This is a genomic window from Rhodopseudomonas infernalis, assembly GCF_022271405.1.
GTDB lineage: Bacteria > Pseudomonadota > Alphaproteobacteria > Rhizobiales > Xanthobacteraceae > Rhodopseudomonas > Rhodopseudomonas infernalis.
On the sequence record NZ_JAJNAL010000003.1, the window covers coordinates 78,467 to 100,161 of the forward strand.

The window sequence follows — 21,695 nt, forward strand, 5'->3', positions numbered from 1 at the left end:
GGCGGCTTCCGGTTACAACGCCGGTGACCACGCTTCCGGAACCAGATCGTAGCCGTCGCCCCGCCGTGTGACATACGAGAAGCCCGGAAAGTGTACGTGCATTCCGGCAATCAGCATCCGATCGGTGGTCGCCATATCGAACAGCCGGCGGCGCATCGCGACCGCAGCGGCGGGATCGCTGTCGAAGTCGAGCGTGACCTCGGGCCGACGGACCTGGATCTCGGGAACGTGCACCGTGTCTCCCCATACCAGCACCGACTCCGCGCCGTCCGCGATGAGATAAGCCGTGTGGCCCGGGGTGTGGCCGGGGATCGGAACCGCCGTCACACCGGGAAACACTTCGCCGTCGCGGATCGGACGTAGCTGACCTCGATACGGCGCGAGCTGCTTGCGCGAGGCTTCGTAGTAGCGCACGCGTTTGCGTTCCGGCGCCACGCTCATCGCAGCGTCGTCGGTCCAGTGATTGACCTCGTCCTCGTGGATCAGAAGCTCGGCGTTCGGGTAGTTGCGCTCCCCCGACGGGTTGCAGAGCCCGTTGGAGTGATCCGGATGCATGTGCGTCAGGAGCACCGTGTCGACGTCCTCGGGACGCGTGCCTGACGCCCGCATGTTGTCGATCACCTTGCCGAGCGTCGGCCCCATCGTCACGCCGGCGCCGCTCTCGATCAGCGCAACTCGGCCCTTGGCGTGAACCAGGAAGGCGTTGACCGACAGCCGCGGTGGCGTCGGCCTAAAGGTGTCGGCGAGGATCTGATCGATCTCGGGACGCGTGATCGATTGAAATACGCCGACGTCGGCATCGAGATAGCCGTCGCTGAGCGCCGTGACGACAATGTCGCCGATCCGGCGCCGATACACGCCGGGAACTTGCTGAACTGGAACGGGGTTCATCGTGCCTCTCGACTGCATGTCAATTGAGTGCATGAACCGCTTCGCGGCCGTAGCCGAAGCAGCGGATCCGCGCAGTGAAGCCGAATTCGTCCTTCACCAGCCGGTCGACCTTGGCAATGAAGTCCTTCATCACTTCGGGCGGCCGGAAGGTCTCGAGCCGGTACTGCACCTCGATCCAGGCGCTGTGGCCGCGGCCCTGCGGCAGCACCGGGATGAAGATGATGTGGACGTTATCGAGCGAAGCCTTGAGCACGCCGGTGCAGAGTTCGGTGCACGTCGCCGTGAAGCGATCGAGCTTCTCCGCCTCCGGCATGCGCGGGCCCGGAATGTAGACTGAAACGTTGGGCATAGTGTCCTCGCTGCTAATGAAGGCGGATCAATCGACGCGGAGCTCCTGCCCCTTGGTCTCGGGAAGAGCCAGGACCGCCAGCAACACGAGCGCATAGGAGCCCGTGGTGAAGATCCCGATCGCAGTCTCCAGCGCGATTTGCTGACTGAGATAGCCGACCAACGCCGGAAACAGAGCGCCGATCGCCCGGCCGAAATTGTACGAGAACCCCATTCCGGCGCCGCGAACCCGGGCCGGGTACAGCTCGGCGAAGTACGAGCCGAGCCCCGCGAAGGTCCCTGCGTAGCAGAACCCGATCGGAAAGCCGAGCACCAGCATCCAGGCGTCGGAAATCGGGATGAAGGTGTAGAGCACGACCGTGATGATGGCGCCGATCGCGAACAGCGCGAAGGTCAGCCGGCGCCCGATCGCGTCGGTGAGGTAGGCGCCGACGATATAGCCGAAGAACGCCGCGACGATGATCACCGCCAGATAACCGGAGGTGTTGAGCACCGACAGCCCGCGCACCGTTTTCAGATAGGTCGGCAACCAGGTCGCGATCGCGTAGAACCCGCCCTGCACGCCGGTCGCCAGCAGCGCCGTGAAGATCGTGGTGTAGAGGATGCGGCCGGAGAAGATTTCGAGGAGCGACGCCTTCTGCTGCGAAGCGCCGACGTGCTTTGTAAACACCTCCGGCTCTTCCACGTGCTTGCGGATGTAGAACACGAACAGCGCCGGAATGATCGCCACGAAGAACAGCACGCGCCATGCGATCGTCTCCGGCAGCAGATAGAATGTCAGCGCAAAGATCAGCGCCGCGGCGCCCCAGCCGACCGCCCAGGAGCTCTGCACGAAGCCGAGCGCCTTGCCGCGATGTTTGGCCGGCACGATTTCGCTCATCAGCGCGGCGCCGATCGCCCATTCGGCGCCGAAGCCGAGGCCCTGCAGCGCACGAACGATCATCAATTGTTCGGACGAGTTGGTGAAGCCGCTGAGGCAGGTGAAGAAGGTGAACCAGGCGATGGTGATCTGTAGCGTCAGCACGCGGCCATAGCGGTCCGCGAGGATGCCGCCGACCCAGCCGCCGGCCGCCGACACCAGCAGCGCGACCGTGGCGATCATGCCGGCTTCCGCCCGGCTCATTGCCCACAGCGAGATCAGCGTCGGCATCACGAAGCTGTAGAGCTGGACGTCGAGCGCGTCGATTCCGAAGCCGCCGAACGACGCCCAGAACGTGTGCTTCTGCTTTTTCGTCAGGCTGCCGAACCAGCCGGTGGCCGGCGTGGCTGCAGCGGTGATCGTGTCACCCATGGTGTTTCCCTCCCGATCTCATGCGGCGTCGTGGCGGGAAGACCCCGCACACGATCAGCACGAGTTTTGTTTGTTGTTAGTATTTACGGATGAACGGATCGGGCATCTGGAGATCGCTCGAGATCCAGACACTCTTGACTTCGAGATATTCCTTGACGGCCTCGACGCCGCCCTCGCGACCGAGACCGCTGTCCTTGAATCCACCGAACGGGGTGGTGAAGCTGGTCGAACGATAGTTGTTGATCCACACCGTGCCGGCCTTGAGTTTGTCGGCCATGTACATCGTGCGCTTCAGGCTGCGGGTCCAAACGCCGGCGGCGAGCCCGAACCGGATATCGTTGCCGATCCGCACCGCGTCCTCTTCGTCCTTGAAGCGCAGCACCGCGAGCACCGGACCGAACACTTCTTCCTGCGCGATGCGCATGTCGTTGGTGACGTCGACGAAGATGGTCGGCTCGACGATACGGCCGGCGCCGTAGTCCGGCCCGGTCAGGGCGCGGCCGCCGGCGATGCAGCGCGCGCCTTCGCCCTTGGCGACGTCGATATAGTGCATCACCTTGTCGAACTGCGGCTTGGTGGCGACCGGCCCGACTTGCACGCCGGGTGCACGCGGATCGCCGGCCTTGGCCCGCTTGGTGATTTCGAGCAGCTTCGCCACGAAGGCGTCGTGGATGCCGTCCTGCAGCAGCAACCGCGAACCCGCCATGCAGGTCTGACCGCCGGCCGAGAAGATGCCGGTGATCACACCGTTGACCGCCTGGTCGAGGTCGGCGTCGTCGAACACGATGTTCGGCGACTTGCCGCCGAGTTCGAGCGACACCCGCTTGAGGTTTTCCGCCGCGATCCGCGCCACGGCGCGGCCACCCTGGTCGCCGCCGGTGAAGGCGACGCGGGCAACGTCCGGATGCCGGATCAGCGGCTCGCCGGCATCCGCCGCAAAGCCCGTGATGACGTTGAACACGCCCGGCGGAATGCCAGCCTTGGCAACCAGCTTGGCGAGTTCGAACATCGACGCGGAGGTGAATTCGGAGGGCTTGGACACGAAGGTGTTGCCGCCGCACAGCGCCGGCGCCATCTTCCAGGCGGTGAGCAGCAGCGACGAATTCCACGGCGTGATCGACGCGACGACGCCCATCGGCTCGTACTTGGTGTAGTTGAACACCTTGGGCTTGTCGATCGGGATGACGGCGCCCTGAATCTTGTCGGCGAGCCCGGCGTAGTAATAGAAATACTTCGCGACGTAACGGACCTGGCCGGAAACTTCGCTGAGCAGCTTGCCGTTGTCGCGCGCTTCGACTTCAGCGAGAGTCGCGGCGTTTTCGTCGATCAACTGACCAAGCCGGTACAGCAGCATACCGCGGTCCGTCGCCGACATCGTGCCCCACGGCCCGTCGAGCGCCGCCTTGGCGGACTTCACCGCGCGATCGACGTCGGCGGCGTTGGCACGCGGGATTTCCGCCCAGGCCTCGCCCGTAAACGGATCCTCGGTCTCGAACCATTCGTTCGAAGCCGGATCGTGCCAATCGTTATCGATGAAGAGTTGGTATCTATGCATTAGGGTGCTCCTGATGGAGCGAACCTAAAGTCCGTCGTCTGCGGCCTCAATGAACACTGGTACAAGGGCCAGTGACACAATGTAATGGGCTATTCAGCCTCGAGACGCGGCACGTTTCGGCTTCAGCGCCGCCGCGTCGCGCTGGCGCACGTAGGATTCCGATTCCTGTACCAACCAGTCGAGAAATGGTCTGAGCGGCCAGGAGCCGTATTTGTTTTCCGGGCAGACCAGGCAATAATGCTTGTCCCCAGGCACGTCGTGATCGAAAGGAATCACCAACCGGCCAGCCTGCGTGTCCTGCGCCACATACAGCCGCGGCACCAGCGCCACCCCGAGGCCCGAGGCAGCGGCTTCGATCGTCATCGAGAACAGGTCGTACTGCGCGCCTTCCATCGGATTGAGACTGGTGACGCCGAGGTGGTCCCACCACTTCTTCCAGGAGTCGATGCGTCCCCGCTTGTGCAGTAGCGGCAGCGTCTTCAGCTCGGCGAGCGAAAGGGTGCGGCGGCCGCCGATCAGCTTCGGACTGCAGACCGGGACGAGTTCTTCGGCAAAAAGGTCCTTCTTGATCATTCCGGCCCAGCCCGGATGGTCGTAGTGGATCGCCGCGTCAAACGGGCTCTCGGCGAACAGAAACGGCTCCGGCCGCTCGCTCATGTTGATAACGATGCCTGGATTCCTGGCGTGGAAATCCGGCAGACGCGGAATGATCCACTTGTTGGTGAAGGTCGGGATCACCGCCAGTTCGAGGACGCCGCCCTCCGAAGGCCGCGCCAGCAGGTTGAGCGTATCGCGTTCGATCCGGTCGAGATCGCCGACGATCTGCAGCCAGTACTGCTTGCCGGCTTCGGTCAGATGGATGCGGCCCTTGACCCGGTTGAACAACATCAGCCCGAGAAAATCCTCGAGGCGTGCGATCTGGCGGCTGACCGCGCCTTCCGTCATCGCCAGCTCTTCCGCCGCGCGCGAAAAGCTTTCGTGCCGGCCGGCGGCCTCGAAGGTCAGGAGCGCGCTGGTGCTGGGAATCATGCGACGCAAGGTCGGGCCTTTCCATTCGTCATCGGTGCAGCAGCAACCAGCGCTTCAGATTGGTCGGCTGCCTGCGGAATTGGCACCATAAGACCAAATCCCCTCGTGGCGCGATGGCGTGCTGCGAACTTTGGCTCACGCGTCATCAAAGATCAGGCGATGCCGGCAGTTGTGTTGATCACAGCACGACCGGGTCACCGGCACGCCGAGCGCCCGCGTTCAGCTCCGGCCCGCACATGATACGGTTGCAGGTCTCACGCGCAGGTTGCACACTTGGGCCCGAGGAGGCCGACGTGGCTCGCGTATTGCGTATCTCGGCGTTGGTGGGTGCGGTCGCGCTGAGCGGGTGCGTGACCAGCAACACGGTGCGTTCAGGAACGTGGGTAATCGACCAGCGGCCGGACCAGATCACCGGAGCCCCGGTCGGCGGTGCCTACACCATGGTCTGGGGCGCGACAAAATCAGGCGACCCGTCGATCTACTCCGCCAGCCTGCAGCTGACCTGTTTCGAAAACCGGCCGATCGCGAAGCTCGCCTTCCAGTTCCGGATCGGCTCCGATCGCAACACCAGCTTCGGCTATCGCTTCGACGACAAGCCCGGGCACGACGCAGTCGAGTCGCGCGTGCTGTTCGGCAATCGGGTTTTGATCGTCGACGATGATGCCGCGCTGCGGCAGTTCATTGCGGAGCTGCGCGGATCGACCAAGCTGTTCGTCCGGATCCGCGCGCTCAATGCCGGCAACAGCGCGGTCGAATTCAAGGTCGATGGCTCGGAGCCGGCGATCGAAGCGGCTTACGCGGGGTGTCCGCTGCCGCCATTGCCTTCGGGCCGGACGAGTTGAAAGGCGCGCGTCCAGACCGGACGCGCGCCGCAACCGGATCAATCGTGATCGAGTTCGCCGATGTGGTGCTGCTGATACAGTTCCACGCCGATGCGGTTGACCAGCTCGATCTGCGTCTCGAGGAAATCGATGTGATGTTCCTCGTCCTTCATCAGCTGTTCGAACAGGTCACGCGAGACGTAGTCCTTGACGCTGTGGCAGTAGGTCGCCGCTTCCTGATACAGCGAACGGGCGTCGATCTCCGCCTGCAGATCGGAATTCAGCACTTCCTTGACGTTCTGGCCGATCCGCAACGGATCGAGCACCTGCATGTTCGGGAACCCGTCGAGGAAGATGATGCGGTCGGTCAGCTTGTCGGCGTGGACCATTTCCTCGATCGATTCCTTGCGCCAGGTCTTGGCGAGGTCCTTCAACCCCCAATTGTCCAAAAGCCGATAGTGCAACCAATATTGACTGATGGCCGTGAGCTCGCTGCGCAAACCGCGGTTGAGATATTCGATGACCTTCGCGTCGCCCTTCATGACTTCTCCTGTCGCAAACGCGCGTGATCCGGCAACAGGCCGGACGCTCGTTCAGTTTAGAATTGGAATAGTTCTAGATCAGAAGTCGTATGGACCGCAATCCCCGCCCGTACTCGGGCTGGGCGCCAGATTCAGCTTACGAGACGCGAGCTGGAGCGTGACCGGCAGCGCAGCCGGCATCCGACATGATTTTCCGGATCGTATGCATGCAGCGCCCGCACTTCCGGCTGCAGCCGAGGCAACGATGAACCTCGCCGGCGCTACTTGCATTCCCGCCTTCGGGATGCAGGGCGCTACGGACATCGTGGTCGGACAGGACGTTGCAGGAACAGACAATCATGGAAGTACGAAGATCCCAATGACGACGGTACGAGCTTTTCGATAGTGAAGAGATAGGGTGGAAGCAAAAGGAAAACCGGCGTTTTGAAGCTATTCCAAACTCGGCGGCCGGTTTTGATCTCCCGCAATCTCGTCCCACTCGCCGTGCGGCTCGAGCAGAAGCGCTATCGTTAGTTCGCTGCGATGAGCCGGATCGTCGCGGCTGGCGCCGGCATGCCGCGCCCTCTCGGGTGATGGAAAAACCGTTGCCACGAGTTTGCCGCAAGCCGCTGGCCAATCGTGGCAGGTCTGGGCCCACGCATTCACGGATCGTTCAAGAGAAAGATGGATGCTGCAGCCTGCGACACGATCGCACCGGTCCCCGATCGGACCGGGCCAGTAAGAAGGGTTGAATCCATGAGGAAAGCACTGACGGGGCTGGTGGCCGCCACCGCTCTCGGGCTTGCAGCAGTCGGCGCATCGGCGCCGGCCCAGGCGCATGACGGCTTCGGCGCGGGTCTCGCCGCCGGCCTCCTCGGAGGCGCGCTGGTCGGCGGTGCACTGGCCAGCCCGGGCTACGGCTACGGGCCCGGATATTATTATGCGCCGCGCCCGGTTTACACGCCGGCACCTGCCTATGTGGTCGAGCCCGGCCCCTACGGCGACTGCTTCTGGCAGCGCCAGCGATTTTGGGATGGCTATGGCTGGCGAATCCGCCGGGTCCGGGTTTGCGGCTGAGATTGAACCGTCTGACGGCTCTCACGACTACCAACCACCCCCGAGTTTTTCCAAGCTCGGGGGTATCGCTCCGGGTGGCCCGAAAAAAGACCGTTTTTAAGGGACATTGATCCGTAGCTGGATATGCGACGATTGACGGCATTGCATTTTCTTGTTGCTGTCCGGTCGGTTGGGCGACCTTCTGTCAACGCGCCAGTGGCGGCGCCACTCTGGAGAGAGAAATGAAGAAGACTGTTTCGGTCATGGTTGCGGTCGCGACCCTCGCCGGCTCGCTGGTCACCGCGGTCCCGGCGGCCAAGGCCGATGGCGGCCGGATCGCTGCTGGCGTCGCTGGCGGCCTGATCGGTGGCGCCCTGCTCGGCGGCGCGATCGCCGCGAGCCGCCCGGCCTATGCGGCCCCCGCCCCGGTGTATGTCGAAGAGCCGGAATGCCGCGTTGTGCGCCAGCGCTTCTGGGACGACTACCGCGGCATCTGGCGTTCGCGCCCGGTCGAGGTTTGCGATTGATTTGAGCCATCGGCTCGAGCGACTAGCGTTTCAAGAAAGCCCGGCCGAGCGATCGGCCGGGCTTTTGCTGTACGAAGCGGCCTGCTGACGATGCCGCGCTCAGCGCGCCGCCTGGATCGAGCGCAGCACGGTTTCGCTCGGCCAGCAATCCAGCTTCAGCCGCGCCGACTTCTGATAGGCGCCGAGTGCGGCGCGCGTCAGCATTCCGGCCTTGCCGTCGACCTTGTCGTTGTAGAAGCCGAGCCGTGTCAAACCGTGCTGCATCGCCTCGACATCCGCGGTGCGGAGCTGTTTGGTCGCTGTCCACGGCGTCGCGAACGGCTGCGGATTGGTGATGCGATCGGCGAGATGCCCGACGAACAGCACATAGAGATCCGAGAAATTGTACTCCTTGATGACGAAGTAGTTCTTCGTCGTCAGGAACGCCGGACCATAGATCCCTTCGGGCTGCAGCAGCGAAGCGGGCTCGGCGAGTTCCTCGGCGCTGAGCCGCTCGCCCCGCACCGGCGCAAATCCCTCGCGCACCCACTGCCCGATGGGTTTCGAGACCTCGGGGCGACCCTGCGTGCAGTCGGCATTGGCCGGAGCGCTCACTTCGTAGGCCCATCGCACGCCGGGCTTCCAGCCCTTATTGACGAGCTGCTGCGCGGCGGAGGCAAGCGCATCCGGCACAGAGCGCCAGATGTCGATCTTGCCGTCGCCGTCGAAGTCGACACCGTGCTTGTAATACTCGGAGGGCAGGAATTGCGTCAGACCGGTCGCGCCCGCCCATGACGAGCGCATCGCCTCTCGTGGCACAACGCCATCGCTGATGATCTTCATCGCCTCGATCAGTTCGACGCGGTACTGGTCTTTGCGCCGTCCCACATAGGCCTGCGTCGCCATCACCCGCACGGCATCGTAGGGCAGACGATAGCGGCCGTAGTCGGTCTCGCGCCCCCAGATTGCCAGCACCACCGTGGCCGGCACGCCGAAGCGCTGCTCGATCGCCCGCAGGGTCGGTCCATACTGCGACAGCAGCTTGCGACCATGCCCGGCCAGCCCTTCGATCCGGGCTTCCTTCAGATAGTCCGCAGGGACCTGAACGAATTCAGCCTGCGACGGCGCGCCGGTCTTCGGCCGCCCCGGCAGCAGCAGATCGGGCAGCTTGTAGTCCGGCTCAAGCCCCGCCGTGACCGCGTCGAAGGTGGCGCGAGATACGCCGACCTTTTGCGCCTCGGGCCACAACGAGGCAACGAAGCGCGAGAAGCCCGCATCGGCCGCCAGCGCCGCCTTCGGCAATGGCCCCAGACACAACGTCATACAGGCCGCAAGGACGATTGCGACTGCGCGCATCGTCACTGCGCCGAGTGCGCCTTCGCTTCTTCGACCGCCTGATTCGAAATCCGATCGACCCACGCGATCCCAATCGCCGACAGGATGAACACAGTGTGGATAATGGTCTGCCACATCACGCCGGTCTCGGTGTAGCCGGCCCGGCCCGGTGCGCCGAGGCTGCCGGCCTCGATGAAGGTCCTCAGCAGGTGGATCGACGAGATGCCGATGATCGCCATCGCCAGCTTGATCTTCAGCACGCTCGCATTGACGTGGCTGAGCCATTCCGGCTCGTCCGGATGCCCGCGCAGGTTGAGGCGCGACACGAAGGTCTCGTATCCGCCGACGATCACCATCACCAGCAGGTTGGAGATCATCACCACGTCGATCAGTCCCAGCACCGCCAGCATGATCTGCTGCTCGCTGAAATCGAAAGAGTGCTGAAACAGGTGCCAGAGCTCTTTCAAGAACAGAACGACGTAGATGCCCTGGGCGACGATCAGTCCGACATACAATGGCAATTGCAGCCAGCGCGAACCGAAGATCAGCATGGGGATCGGGCGCAGCGCCGAGCCTTTCGGCGGCAGCGGCGTCTCGGGCGTCATCGACATGGGAATTGGCTCCAGGCGGGAAAAATTGGCGACCTCTCAAGTGGGAACTCCGTACGATTCTGTCGAGGCGACGAGCAGCGGCGATTAACCGCATCGGCCGCCACGAATCAGGCGGAAACTACTTGATGGCGACGATGAAGATACGCGGAAACCGTAACAGTACTTTGCCATCCGCCTGTGGCGGATAAGCGGCCGCAATGCGTGCCGTGTAGGCGGCTAAATACGCCTTCCGCTCGGGCAGATCGAGCGGATCGACGAACGGACGCAAACCCGTCCCTTTAACCCATTCGACGACAGCAACCGCGTCATCGAGAACGTGGTTGTAGACGGTGTGCCAGATCTCCAATCGGCTGCACAGCGGCCGCAGGGCGTCGTAGTATACGCCCGGTTTGGGGAGGGAGTCGCGCAGCTCGGCCGCCTTGGACAGCTGATGCCGCCACGGCTCTTGAAACGCGACTTCGCGCATCAAGATGTGGGACGGCTCGTCGAGGTTGTCCGGCATCTGCACGGCGAGCACCCCGCCCGGCCCGAGACCCGAGACCAGCCGCTTGAAATGCTTCAGATGGTCCGGCACCCACTGAAACACCGCATTGGCGAACAGCACGTCGGTACCGGCCGGCGGCGCCCAATGTGCAACATTGGCTTCGATGAACTTGTGCTGCGGCAGCCGCTCACGCGCCTGGCGCAGCATGTCGGCCGAGGTGTCGATGCCGATCACTGCAGCCTCCGGCCAACGCTCGACCAGGAGCTGGGTCGAATTGCCGGGTCCGCAGCCGATATCGGCAACCTTGCGCGGCGCGACAACCGGAACCTGCGCCAGCAGGTCACGCGCCGGCCGGGTGCGCTCGTCCTCGAACTTCAGATATTGCTCGGCACTCCAGTCGGCCATCCATCCACCCATACGCCCCGAGTCGGGCTGGAAAGCTATTGATCCGGCGGGATTTTGCAATATCCCGCAGCTGCCGTCGTCGCTTCCACCTTCTATGCCATGCCGCAAAGGGTCGCGAGCAAGCCGAACTGCCGGCAGGCGAATAGGCGTCCGCTTGAGCGCAACGTAGGTCCGCTCATGACGAACTCATCCGGGCCGTGAGGCTCGGGAGGCCGCGGACAGAGCGCAGTCAATCACCTATCAGCGCTTCCCGCCCTTGACAGGCACGTCCCCTGGCACAAAGCCGAGCTGCTTCGACACCTGAGCTGCAGCGTCGACCAATGCACGAACCGCAGGATCGTTCTTGGCGCTGTGACCGTCATCGTTTCCAGCGATCGCGAGCACGGCGACCAGTTCACCTTGTGAATCGAACACAGGCGCCGCGGCACCGCGGATATCCTGGACGAAGTGACCTTTCAGCCAGCCATAACCGTCCCGACGAACAGAAAGCTTGACGGACTCGATCGCCGCACGTCCCTCGGGTGAGGACACGAATCTCGCTCCCTTCTCCTGCACCAGACGCTTACGGGTGAACTCTTCCTTCATGTAGGTCAGGAACACGAGGCCGCTGGCAGAGGAAAAGATTGGAAAGATGGTACCAAGTCCCATCGAGGTGACACCCAGCCCGGCGCCACGGAACCAGCGCACCACGGTGGGGCCTTCCTCGCCCCACACCGCCAGCGTGCCGCCCTGCCGGATCCGCGCGAGAAGCTCCTTCAATGCCGCGGCCGCGAGGTCGACTGCCTCGACCCGGGCCAGGGCGACCAGACCGATCTGCAACGCGCGCGACCCGAGATCATAAAGTCCCGTCGACGGATCTTGCATCGCAAGGCCGCAACGAACGAGACTCACCAGATAACGACGCGCCTGGCTGAGCGACATATCGGCGCCCCGCGCCACGTCTCCCAACGACATCGAGCCGCCGCTGGCCGCCAGAACCTCCAGCACCGAAAACCCGATCTCGACCGACTGGATGCCTTGAACGCCGTCCATTGCCGGCTCCGCCACAGCCTTCCGCCGAGCGCCTGTCGGTGTCTCTTCTCCACCTCGAGTTCTCCGAGCCATCTCATGTTCCATCTTCCGTAAACACGATCAGGTTTCCGAGTCCGGCATTCGGGTCAATGATAATCGTCTTTCCTTCGCATCGATACGCCACAGCCCCCGCCTCGAGACAGGCGCGCAGGCGCGGCAACGATTCGACTTCGAGGACGTAGCCGAGATAGGCTGCGGCTTTTCCAGACAGGGATGCCGCAGCGCCGTAGGCCCCGGCCGCGGCCTCCGGCGTGATGATATCGAGCTGCACCCCGCCCGGCGACACCGTCTCCGATGACGGCGCAAACAACTTGCCGAACCTGCTCGCCAGTGCCGATGGATCGTCCGCCACGGCAAGCACACGGCGCAAGTGCCGCGCTCCGTTGGCATGCGTCAACCATTCCGGACGCAGATAGAGCCCGACGTTATGATATTGGCAGGCATTGAATGTCAGCTCCGCGCCGATGGGCAGAATGACGTCGAACTCGGGAAACACCGACTCGCCGGGAGCGATGAACCACTCCCTGCGGACATGGATCGGGGGTGAGGCATCAAAGCCGCGGTCGCGCATCAAGGCGTAAGCGCCGGCCGCGTCTCGCGCGCCGAGCACCATCGACTTCGTACCCTGCTCGCCGGACAGAACGCCCGCCATCGCCGGCGGCAAACACGAGCGATCGTGTGCCGCCATCAACTCGAGAAAGTTCGCGAATCCATCCACGAGCGGCTGCATCAGGACGAGGTAATTCGAAATCCCCATCGGCTCGATTCGACTGATCGGCGAGAGCGTGAAGCCCATCCGCCGAAACAACGAAGCCGCCTCGTCGAGGTCGTTCACGTAGGTCAGCAGATGATCGATGGTGGCGATGGTACGATCTGACATGGGCGATCCAATTCAGGAATAATCCGATCGCAGAGATCGTCGACATGCAGCGCGACGACATCGACCACCGGAACAGATGGAGAGGTGAGAGGAAGCAGAAGGGGCAGTTCCGTGCAAGCCAGTACGACCGCCTCCGCGCCGTGCCGGTGCATTGTCTGCACGATGATCTCCAAACGCTGCCGCGCCTGATCATCCGCGCCTTCATTGGTGAGGACGTTCTGGATCAGATCATCCAGGGCACGCTGATCATCCGCCTCCGGACACAGAACCATACGGCCGCGCGCGAGATAGCCGTCCAAGAACGGCGACGAACAGGCGAGACTAGTCCCGAGGACGGCGACGTTACCGAGCCCAAATGCGTCGAGATGTGTCGCGGTCGCGCTGAGAACGTGTGCTACCTCCGTCCCGGGAACAGCACTCGCGACCGCATCGTACCAACGATGCGCCGTCACAGCCGTGAGCGCGATCACCTCGCAGCCGGCAGCCGCGAGCTGCGCCGCCGCCTCCGCCAACGTCGCCTCGACCTGCGCCCAATGCCCCGCTTCAGCGGCCGCCAGAAGATCGGCGTAGTCGAGATTGCACACTTGGCCGCGAAAGCTGTGATGCCGCCCTGTCCGCGCCTCAATGGCGCGGTTCAGACGTTCGTAGTAGAGCGCTGTGGAATGCCAGCTCATGCCGCCGATCAGTCCGATCCGCCGCGCTTGAACTACCGATCCGGAGATGCTCACAATCCGGACCTCAGATGCCACCGAACGCACGCGAGCGCCCGCTAATCAGAGGCAGGCCGAGCGTGATCAGCACGAAAGCGCCGGTCAGGAATTTGAGGTCCGATGGATGCAGGCCGGTCGCGAGCCCGAGCGACACGAGCTGGTAATAGATCAGGGAGCCGACGATCGGTGCCGCGACCTGCCGCTCGATCGAAGATCGCCCGGTAATCGCCTCGCCGATGATCAGCGCGGCAAGGGCATTGACGAGAATGCCGAAACCCATGGTGACGTCGGCATAGCCCTGCTGCTGAACCACGAGAGCGCCGGCCAACGCGCCGAATGCGTTCGCTAGGCCGAACCCCAATAGAATATAGAGACGCGAATTGATACCGATCGCCGGCGCCAGCCGCGCATTGGCGCCGACACAGCGCAGCGACAGCCCGATTTCCGTTCGGTAGAACACGATCAACGTGATCAGCAACACAACGATGAGCGCGAAGAACAACGCGACCTGCGTCCCGTTGCTGAGCAAAATCCGAGGTGAGATCCAGTCGAACAACGTCATTTCGGGCAGAACCGGTCTGTTGGGCATCCCCATGACGCGCAAATTGACGCTCCAGATCATGGTCGCCACCAGAATGCCCGCCAACAGCGAGGGGACCTTGAGATACAGATGAATGACGCCCGTTGCGATGCCCGCGAGGAGGCCGGCGCAGATCGCGACCGCCGTTCCGGTCCATGGGTCGAGCCCGGCGGTCACCAGGGTCGCTGCAATACACCCGCCGAGCGGAAAGCTGCCTTCCACCGTCAGATCTGGAAGCGAGAGGGTCCGGAACGGAATCATCACCGCCAGCGCGACGATCCCGTAGACGAGGCTCTGAACCAGCGTGACGGGGACGAGATTGAGGAACACCGCCAACATCACACACCAGCCTGGCTGAGGACGATACGGTCGTCTTGAATATGGAAGCGCGCCACCAAATCGGCCGGCTTCAAGCCGCGAATCTCGTCGGCCTCGATACTGGCGACGACACGGCCGGCATCCATCATGATGATACGGGTGGCATAATCGAGCGCGTGCTGCATGTTGTGGGTCACCATCAGAGTTGTCAGCCTGCCGGTGCGCACCAACATCACCGTGGCGTCCATCACCAGTTGGGAGGTGCGCGGATCAAGCGCTGCTGTATGTTCGTCGAGCAGGAGCAATTTCGGGGGACAGAGCGTGGCCATCACCAATGCCAGCGCCTGACGTTGTCCCCCTGAGAGGTCACCCGCCAGAACATCGAGTCGGCTTTCCAGCCCGAGCCCGAGCCGCGCCAGCGCGGCACGGAACGCATCGCGCCGCAGAGCGCTGTGGGCCGGGCGTAACCCGCGCCCATTGCCGCGCATCAGAGCGAGGGTCAGATTGTCCTCGATCGTCAACGACGGCGCCGTCCCGATCATCGGGTCCTGAAACACCCGGGATATGAACGCGGCGCGCCGATACTCGGGCTGAAAGGTGACATCGATATCGTCGATCGATATCTGCCCACCGTCCGGAATGACCGCACCGCCCAGGAGATTGAGAAACGTACTTTTTCCGGCACCGTTGCCGCCGATCACGGCGACGAACTCACCGGCCGTCACGCGCAGATCGATGCCACTCGTCGCGACCTTTTCGGATGCCGTGCCGGCGTTGAAGACTTTGCGCAGCCCTGAAACCGAGATCATGGACGGCTCAGTCGATCAGGCATTTGCAGTCGGCCAGCGACGTCGGCAGACTGAGCCCCTGCGACTCGAGCTTGCGACGGCTGATGAGCGGCCTGTGGTCGGCCTCGGTGGCGCGATAGACGGGAATCGTCGCGGGATCACGTCCCTTGAGAATTTGCCCCGCGATCCGCCCCGCGGCTTCCCCCGATTGTCCGAATGACAGTGCAAGCGCCGCGAGCGCGTAGTTTTGCTGCACAGCCTGAGGGATCGACGTGAGGACCGGAAGCTTCGCGCGATCTGCCGTCGCCGAGATCGCAGCCATGCCCTGCTGGATCCGTCCCGACGCGACCGTGAAGATCGCATCGACCCGCCCGACCGCGGACTGCACACGCTGCGGCAGCTCGTTCGGATTGTCGACGCCGATCCGAACGAGTTCCAGGCCGGTGTCCTTGACGACACCCTCCAGCGCATCCACCGCGGATTTCGAGCTGTCGTCGCCAGTATCGTAAAGCAGCCCGAGCTTCTTCATGTTCGGAAGGAGCTTCTGAAAGAACGCGAGCACTGCCCGATAATCAAGTGCGACGGACGAGCCCGTCATCAGCTTTTCGCTCTTGTCCCAGGACGGCACCAGGCCGGCGTGCACGGGATCCGCCACCGGAAAGAATACGATCGGGAACGTTCTCGCACGCAACTGATTGCGTGCCGCGATCGAGACCGGCGTCGCGATCGTCGCCATCAGATCCGGCTGAGAACCACTCAATCTCACGAGCATCTGCGGAATCAGCGCCGCGTCGAAATTGACGTTGGTCTCGTCGAACACGACGCCGGCGCCCTCGGCGAAGCCTTCTTCGGCCAACCCTTTCTTGAAGCCGACAATCGACTCGTTAAGCGTCGGATGAGGCCCCCAACCCGCAATCGCCACACGCATCGGCTGAGCCTCCGCAGCCATCGCCGTCACCATTGTGGCGACAGCGACCACCGTTACCAGTCCGATATTTCTGAACATCAACGCCTCCAAATTGAGCAACTATCGTTATTGCATAATGTGCAATCTCGTGCAGGATATGCAAGAGCAGAAAATGTGCGTTGGAGGCGAGAATGAAGGCAGTCTATTTCGAAGAGCACGGTGATCTCTCGGTTTTGAAGTATGGCGAAGTACCTGTGCCGGAGCCGGCGCCGGGTTGGGTGCGTCTTCGGGTGAAAGCCTGCGGCCTGAACTATCTCGATATCTTCTCGCGGCGCGGCATGCCGGGCATCAAGGTCGAGCTGCCCGGAATCACCGGCGGTGATTGCGCAGGCGTGATCGACAAGCTCGGCGACGGCGTCGAGGGCTGGCGCGTCGGGGAGCGGGTCCTGCCGGTCTCCCATCATGTGGATTGGGAAGGTGGACAATTCGAGATGCTCGGCGAAACGCGCAACGGCGCGATGGCCGAGTACTGTACCGTCCGTGCGAGCCAGTTGATGCGGTTGCCGGACAGTGTCGCGGATGAAAAGGCCGCCGCCCTGCCCTGTGCCTATGGCACCGCGTACCGGATGCTCCATACGCGCGGTGGCATCAAAACGGGCGAAACCATCCTCGTCTTGGGCGCGTCGGGCGGCGTCGGCACCGCCTGCATCCTGCTGGCCAAGCTTACCGGCTGCAAGGTCATCGCAGCCGCCGGCAGCGAAGACAAATGTGAACGCCTGCGGGCACTCGGTGCGGACGAAACCATCAACTACGCAACGACGAAGATCGACAGATACATTCGCGAGACGACCGGGACTCTGCTACGGGGTGGCGGCGTCGATGTCGTGGTGAACTTCACCGCCGGCGATACCTGGGCCGCCTCGATGCGATGCGTCAAACGCTTCGGTCGGCTGCTCTGCTGCGGCGGCACCGGTGGCTATTCGGCCGTGACCGACATTCCTTATCTCTTCATGTCGGAGATGAACATCATCGGCTCCACCGGGTGGACGGTCGCGGATCAGAGAGCCTGTCTCGATCTGGTCGCGTCCGGGCGGCTCGATCCGCCGATCGATCGCGTGTGTACGTTGGCGGATGGCATCGACGCGGTCCGCGCATTGGAAGAACGGGCCGTCGTCGGGAAAGTGATCGTCAAGCCATGACCTCGCATCCGCAACTACGTCGTGTACGGTTTGCCTCGCACGCGGACGTCGCCGCGTTCGAACAGATCCCCTTGGACGAACGCCTCGGCGGCCGCGATCTGGTCGCGCTGTTTGCCGGTCAGGTGGCGGCCGCCCCCTCCGCGCCTGCCATTCAGTATCTACCCGGAGGGGTTTCCGATATCTCGACGGTGCCGGTCACGCGCCGGGACCTTCTCGATGGTGCGCGGGGCATCGCGGCCGAGTTGCGGCGCCTCGGCGCCGGTCCGACCGACGTCGTCGCGTCGTTGCTGCCGAACGGGCCCGGCACGGTCTGCGCGGCGCTGGCGGCGCTGGCCGTCGCGACGCTGGCGCCCATCAACTACTACCTCGAACCATCCCAGATCCTGAAGCTGATCGCCGAATGCGGGGCGAAGGTGATCCTGGTGCCGCGCGACAAGCCTTCAATTCTCGCCGCCGCATTCGACTCCATTCTGTCCGCGAAACTCGACGCACACATTCTGGAGATCGATCCCGCGACCGCGTCTTTCGGGCAGTTTGGAACTGTCGACTTCGCCACGCGCGCGCCGCACGAGCGCGTCGCCCTGTTTCACACCGGCGGAACCACGGGGCTGCCGAAATTCGTCCCGCTCACCGCCCGCAATCTCGCGGCCGGCGCGCTGATCAGTGGTTTCGGCTATGGCTACGCGGCGGACGACAACGTTTCGTGCGCCATGCCGATGTTTCACGTCGGCGGACTTTTCGCCTGCGCATTGTTTCCGCTTTGTGCGGGCAGCACCGTCACCGTACTCGGCCCCCTCGGCTATCGGGGGGACGGCGTCGTTGCCGCGCTTCCCCAGACGATTGCAACGTGCGGCATCACCGTGGCGGTCGGACCTCCGACGATCATGGCGCAACTCGCGACCAATCCACCGGATCGAACCAAAGCCGACCGTCTTCGCCTGCTGGTGAACGGTGCGGCCGCGTTGCCACACCTGATCGGCGAGCGTCTGAGCGCGGCGTCAGGCGTGCCGGTGGTCGAACCATGGGGATTGACGGAGGCCACGCTCGCTGTGACCAGCGGACCATTCGATGGACAAGGACGACAGGGCTCCGTGGGATTGTCCCTGCCCTATTGCGAGGTCAAAGCGATCCGCACAGATGCTGACGGCAAGGCCATCGGCGATTGCGACGTCGACGAGATCGGAACGCTCGCCGTGCACGGCCCCACGGTCTTCAACGGCTATTGGAACAGGCCTGCAGAGAGCCAACCGTTTTTTCCCGGTCGCTGGCTCGATACCGGCGACCTCGGCCGCGTCGATCCCGAAGGATACATCTGGGTGACGGGCCGCGCCAAGGAACTGATCAAGCGCGGCGGCCACGGTATCGACCCTGCGACGATCGAGGACGCCCTGATCGCGCACGAGGCAGTCGCGCTCGCCGCCGCGGTCGGAAAGCCGGACGCCTATGCGGGCGAACTGCCGGTCGCCTATGTCCAGTTGCATCCCGGCGCAACGGCTGATCCGCGCACCATCCTTGCCTTTGCCGCAGCACGCATTCCCGAGCGCGCCGCCGTTCCGAAGGACGTCTTCATCCTGCCGCGTCTGCCGATCACGGCCGTGGGCAAGGTGCACAAGCAGCCGCTGAAAGCGGACATCATCGCGCGCGCGGTCCGCGATCTGCTCGCGCAGACGCTCGAGCTCCAGGAGGTCACGGTGACGGTCGAACCCGACCAACGGCACGGATTGGTCGCGCGCGTGCGGGTTCCCGCCGAATGCGAGAGCGCGGCGAGAGACGCCCTAGGCACATTGCCGATCAAATCGACCATCAACTCCTTGGACGGAGCCATTCGAGAATGACCGACATCAAATCCTATCGCCGCGTCGTCGACGCCGCTGCCTTTCATCGGCTGGTCGGGATCACGCTCGAGCGTGCCGACCTCGACGGCGGGATTGCGGTGCTGAGGCTGTGCTATCAGTCCGCGTTGAGCATCTTTCCTGACAGCGGCAACTACCATGGCGGCGTGATCGCGACGCTGGTCGACGTCGCCGGCTCGGTCGTGTGCGGACTCGCCGCCGGGCGTCCGGCACCGACGGCCAATGTACGGATCGACTACCTCACATCTCCGGTGAAAACCGACCTCATTGCCACCGGGCGCCTCGTACGCGCCGGCGATCCGATTTAGCAGCGCATCATCGCCGGCGCTCCGACGGACGAAGCCTCGCCCGTCGCCTCAGCGCGTCAGCTTCTTGTACTTCGCCCGATGCGGGATGATGGCGTCCTGGCCGAGGCGGCGCATCTTGTCCTTCTCGTAGTCCTGGAAGTTGCCCTCGAACCACTCGACGTGACTGTCGTCCTCGAACGCCAGGATATGGGTGGCGATACGGTCGAGGAACCAGCGGTCATGGCTGATGATCACCGCGCATCCGGCGAAATCCTCGAGCGCCTCTTCGAGCGCACGCAGCGTGTCGACGTCGAGGTCGTTGGTCGGTTCGTCGAGCAGCAGCACGTTGGAGCCGGACTTCAGCATCTTGGCGAGATGGACGCGATTGCGCTCACCGCCGGACAGTGAACCGACCTTCTTCTGCTGATCGCCGCCCTTGAAATTGAACGACGAACAATAGCCGCGTGAATTGACTTCCTTCTTGCCGAGTAGGATCAGCTCGTTGCCGCCGGAAATCTCCTCCCACACCGTCTTCTTGGCATCGAGGCTGTCACGTGACTGATCGACGTAGCCGAGATGCACGGTCTCGCCGACCGTGATGGTGCCGCCGTCCGGCTTCTCCTGCCCGGTGATCATCCGGAACAGAGTAGTCTTGCCGGCGCCGTTCGGGCCGATCACGCCGACGATGCCGCCGGGCGGCAGCTTGAAGGTCAGATCGTCGATCAGCAGCTTGTCACCGAAGCCCTTGGTCAGATGATCGAACTCGACGACGTTGTTACCGAGCCGCTCAGCGACCGGAATGATGATTTGCGCGGTCTGGGTCTGCTTCTCGCTGGCCTTGGCGAGCAGTTCGTCATAACGCTGATAGCGTGCCTTGGACTTAGCCTGGCGAGCCTTGGGCGAGGACGCGATCCACTCCTGCTCGCGTTCCAGCGTCTTCTGATGGGCCGCATCCTCGCGCCCCTCCTGCAGAAGCCGCTTCTGCTTCTGCACCAGCCAGGACGAGTAGTTGCCCTCGTAGGGAATCCCCTTGCCGCGATCGAGCTCGAGAATCCAGGAGGTGACGTTGTCGAGGAAGTAACGATCGTGGGTGACGATCAGGATCGCACCCGGATAGGCGCGCAGATGGCTCTCCAGCCACGACACGCTTTCGGCGTCGAGATGGTTGGTCGGTTCGTCGAGCAGCAGCAGTTCGGGCTGGTCGAGCAGCAACTTGCACAGTGCGACGCGGCGGCGCTCGCCGCCCGAAAGTTTGGTCACGTCGGCGTCGTCGGGCGGGCAGCGCAGCGCGTCCATCGCCTGATCGACCTTGCTGTCAAGATCCCACAGGCCGGCGGCTTCGATCTGATCCTGAAGCGCCGTCATCTCGTCGGCGGTCTCGTCGGAGTAGTTCATCGCCAGCTCGTTGTAGCGATCGAGGATCGCCTTCTGCTTGGCGACGCCGAGCATGACGTTCTCGCGCACATTCAGTGCGGGATCGAGATGCGGCTCCTGTTCGAGGTAACCGACGCGAGCACCTTCGGCGACCCAGGCCTCGCCGGTATATTCCTTGTCGATCCCCGCCATGATCTTGAGCAGGGTCGATTTGCCGGCGCCGTTGACGCCGAGCACGCCGATCTTGGCGTCCGGGTAGAACGACAGATGAACGTTATCCAGCACCTTGCGGGTCGGATAGGCCTTGGTCAGACCCTGCATGAAATAGACGAACTGGCGAGCCATCGTGGTCCTTGAGCGCGGTGCGTGCGGGGAAATCGGTTGCCGCTGATGTAACTGTGCGGCCGGCAAAGGGCAACCCGAAGGGGGCCGCCGGTTAACCGATCGTTCAGCATCGCAACAACCGGTGCGCCGATGCGGACAATTCGCACCAATTCTTAAGGAGCTGGATCAACAGTCGAGACGTGCCACGGCGCGTGCTGCTTCCGCCGGCACTCACCACGAGGCCATCATGGGACGCTTCCTATCGACGCCGGTTCAGCCCGAGCCGATCGAGCGCACCGCGCACCGCGCAGGCTTGATCCAGGAAATCGGCGAGTTCTGGAGCCAGTTCTTCGTCCAGGCTTTCAGCCCCTATCGGCCGGAGCTTCACTACATGCGGGGCCCCGGCCCGGCTTGGCGTGCCAAGCATGGCCGCGACGCGATCCGAATGCCCCACGACAGCTGACTCTCGCCGACAGACCAATCCCAGACAGCAAAAAGCCCGCGCAGACGGCTCTGCGCGGGCGTTTTGCTGTGCAGGGCTGTGCCCCCGA

At 63.5% G+C, this 21,695-nt stretch carries 24 protein-coding genes; 7 read left to right on the top strand and 17 right to left on the bottom strand.

Features of this window, described 5'->3' with window-relative positions:
• Positions 1–12: 12 nt before the first annotated feature.
• From LPW26_RS03750 to LPW26_RS03770, 5 genes are all read right to left on the bottom strand, one after another.
• On the bottom strand, positions 13–891 hold the full coding sequence (locus LPW26_RS03750; protein ID WP_238732943.1) for an MBL fold metallo-hydrolase: 879 nt from the start codon (positions 889–891) through the stop codon (positions 13–15).
• 19 nt (positions 892–910) lie between these two features.
• Positions 911–1,240, bottom strand: coding sequence for a hypothetical protein (locus LPW26_RS03755; RefSeq protein WP_238732944.1), 330 nt, complete (start codon positions 1,238–1,240; stop codon positions 911–913).
• A gap of 27 nt (positions 1,241–1,267) precedes the next feature.
• Positions 1,268–2,530, bottom strand: coding sequence for an MFS transporter (locus LPW26_RS03760; protein WP_238732945.1), 1,263 nt, complete (start codon positions 2,528–2,530; stop codon positions 1,268–1,270).
• 76 nt (positions 2,531–2,606) lie between these two features.
• Entirely contained in the window at positions 2,607–4,085 is a 1,479-nt protein-coding gene (locus tag LPW26_RS03765) for an aldehyde dehydrogenase (protein ID WP_238732946.1), read from the bottom strand.
• A 93-nt stretch (positions 4,086–4,178) separates the two neighbouring features.
• Positions 4,179–5,114 (bottom strand): LysR substrate-binding domain-containing protein, encoded by a 936-nt coding sequence (locus LPW26_RS03770; RefSeq protein WP_238732947.1) that lies wholly within the window; start codon positions 5,112–5,114, stop codon positions 4,179–4,181.
• A 293-nt stretch (positions 5,115–5,407) separates the two neighbouring features.
• Here LPW26_RS03770 and LPW26_RS03775 point away from each other — a divergent pair, with 293 nt between their 5' ends.
• On the top strand, positions 5,408–5,956 hold the full coding sequence (locus LPW26_RS03775) for a hypothetical protein (RefSeq protein WP_238732948.1): 549 nt from the start codon (positions 5,408–5,410) through the stop codon (positions 5,954–5,956).
• Positions 5,957–5,994: 38 nt separating this feature from the next.
• Here LPW26_RS03775 and bfr read toward each other — a convergent pair whose 3' ends face one another.
• Positions 5,995–6,477 carry a bacterioferritin gene (gene bfr / locus LPW26_RS03780; RefSeq protein ID WP_238732949.1) on the bottom strand — a complete coding sequence of 161 codons (483 nt, stop codon included), beginning with the start codon at positions 6,475–6,477 and terminating at the stop codon, positions 5,995–5,997.
• Between the two features lie 136 nt (positions 6,478–6,613).
• Entirely contained in the window at positions 6,614–6,817 is a 204-nt protein-coding gene (locus tag LPW26_RS03785; protein ID WP_238732950.1) for a (2Fe-2S)-binding protein, read from the bottom strand.
• Positions 6,818–7,212: 395 nt separating this feature from the next.
• Here LPW26_RS03785 and LPW26_RS03790 point away from each other — a divergent pair, with 395 nt between their 5' ends.
• Positions 7,213–7,533, top strand: a complete 321-nt coding sequence (locus LPW26_RS03790) for a hypothetical protein (RefSeq protein WP_238732951.1) — start codon at positions 7,213–7,215, stop codon at positions 7,531–7,533.
• 221 nt (positions 7,534–7,754) lie between these two features.
• Positions 7,755–8,039: a hypothetical protein gene (locus tag LPW26_RS03795; protein WP_238732952.1), complete on the top strand. Its 285-nt coding sequence runs from the start codon at positions 7,755–7,757 to the stop codon at positions 8,037–8,039.
• A gap of 99 nt (positions 8,040–8,138) precedes the next feature.
• On the opposite strand, the gene LPW26_RS03800 is transcribed toward LPW26_RS03795, so the two are convergent.
• The 9 genes from LPW26_RS03800 to LPW26_RS03840 all read right to left on the bottom strand — a co-directional run bounded on the left by LPW26_RS03800 (position 8,139) and on the right by LPW26_RS03840 (position 16,206).
• The gene (locus LPW26_RS03800) at positions 8,139–9,374 is read right to left on the bottom strand and encodes a lytic murein transglycosylase (RefSeq protein ID WP_238732953.1); all 1,236 of its coding nucleotides are present in this window, start codon (positions 9,372–9,374) and stop codon (positions 8,139–8,141) included.
• Between the two features lie 2 nt (positions 9,375–9,376).
• The gene (locus LPW26_RS03805; RefSeq protein ID WP_238732954.1) at positions 9,377–9,964 is read right to left on the bottom strand and encodes a TIGR00645 family protein; all 588 of its coding nucleotides are present in this window, start codon (positions 9,962–9,964) and stop codon (positions 9,377–9,379) included.
• 118 nt (positions 9,965–10,082) lie between these two features.
• Positions 10,083–10,853 (bottom strand): trans-aconitate 2-methyltransferase, encoded by a 771-nt coding sequence (gene tam / locus LPW26_RS03810; protein ID WP_238732955.1) that lies wholly within the window; start codon positions 10,851–10,853, stop codon positions 10,083–10,085.
• Positions 10,854–11,093: 240 nt separating this feature from the next.
• Positions 11,094–11,885 (bottom strand): IclR family transcriptional regulator, encoded by a 792-nt coding sequence (locus LPW26_RS03815; protein WP_238732956.1) that lies wholly within the window; start codon positions 11,883–11,885, stop codon positions 11,094–11,096.
• Positions 11,886–11,958: 73 nt separating this feature from the next.
• Positions 11,959–12,804, bottom strand: coding sequence for a VOC family protein (locus LPW26_RS03820; protein WP_238732957.1), 846 nt, complete (start codon positions 12,802–12,804; stop codon positions 11,959–11,961).
• Positions 12,765–13,562 carry an aspartate/glutamate racemase family protein gene (locus LPW26_RS03825; protein ID WP_319942158.1) on the bottom strand — a complete coding sequence of 266 codons (798 nt, stop codon included), beginning with the start codon at positions 13,560–13,562 and terminating at the stop codon, positions 12,765–12,767. The genes LPW26_RS03820 and LPW26_RS03825 overlap by 40 nt, the downstream gene beginning before the upstream one ends.
• Positions 13,543–14,433: an ABC transporter permease gene (locus tag LPW26_RS03830; RefSeq protein WP_238732959.1), complete on the bottom strand. Its 891-nt coding sequence runs from the start codon at positions 14,431–14,433 to the stop codon at positions 13,543–13,545. The genes LPW26_RS03825 and LPW26_RS03830 overlap by 20 nt, the downstream gene beginning before the upstream one ends.
• On the bottom strand, positions 14,433–15,221 hold the full coding sequence (locus LPW26_RS03835) for an ABC transporter ATP-binding protein (RefSeq protein WP_238732960.1): 789 nt from the start codon (positions 15,219–15,221) through the stop codon (positions 14,433–14,435). Before LPW26_RS03835 ends, LPW26_RS03830 begins: the two co-directional genes overlap by 1 nt.
• A gap of 7 nt (positions 15,222–15,228) precedes the next feature.
• Positions 15,229–16,206 (bottom strand): ABC transporter substrate-binding protein, encoded by a 978-nt coding sequence (locus LPW26_RS03840; RefSeq protein ID WP_319942159.1) that lies wholly within the window; start codon positions 16,204–16,206, stop codon positions 15,229–15,231.
• Between the two features lie 92 nt (positions 16,207–16,298).
• On the opposite strand from LPW26_RS03840, the gene LPW26_RS03845 reads away from it, so the two are divergent.
• From LPW26_RS03845 to LPW26_RS03855, 3 genes are read left to right on the top strand one after another with little or no spacing between them, the layout of a single operon-like run.
• Positions 16,299–17,306: a quinone oxidoreductase family protein gene (locus LPW26_RS03845; RefSeq protein ID WP_238732961.1), complete on the top strand. Its 1,008-nt coding sequence runs from the start codon at positions 16,299–16,301 to the stop codon at positions 17,304–17,306.
• Positions 17,303–19,141: an AMP-binding protein gene (locus tag LPW26_RS03850; protein ID WP_238732962.1), complete on the top strand. Its 1,839-nt coding sequence runs from the start codon at positions 17,303–17,305 to the stop codon at positions 19,139–19,141. Before LPW26_RS03845 ends, LPW26_RS03850 begins: the two co-directional genes overlap by 4 nt.
• Positions 19,138–19,467, top strand: coding sequence for a PaaI family thioesterase (locus tag LPW26_RS03855; RefSeq protein ID WP_238732963.1), 330 nt, complete (start codon positions 19,138–19,140; stop codon positions 19,465–19,467). The genes LPW26_RS03850 and LPW26_RS03855 overlap by 4 nt, the downstream gene beginning before the upstream one ends.
• Before the next feature lie 48 nt (positions 19,468–19,515).
• Here LPW26_RS03855 and ettA read toward each other — a convergent pair whose 3' ends face one another.
• The gene (gene ettA / locus LPW26_RS03860; protein WP_238732964.1) at positions 19,516–21,165 is read right to left on the bottom strand and encodes an energy-dependent translational throttle protein EttA; all 1,650 of its coding nucleotides are present in this window, start codon (positions 21,163–21,165) and stop codon (positions 19,516–19,518) included.
• Positions 21,166–21,391: 226 nt separating this feature from the next.
• On the opposite strand from ettA, the gene LPW26_RS03865 reads away from it, so the two are divergent.
• On the top strand, positions 21,392–21,607 hold the full coding sequence (locus tag LPW26_RS03865; RefSeq protein WP_238732965.1) for a hypothetical protein: 216 nt from the start codon (positions 21,392–21,394) through the stop codon (positions 21,605–21,607).
• Positions 21,608–21,695: the final 88 nt, after the last annotated feature.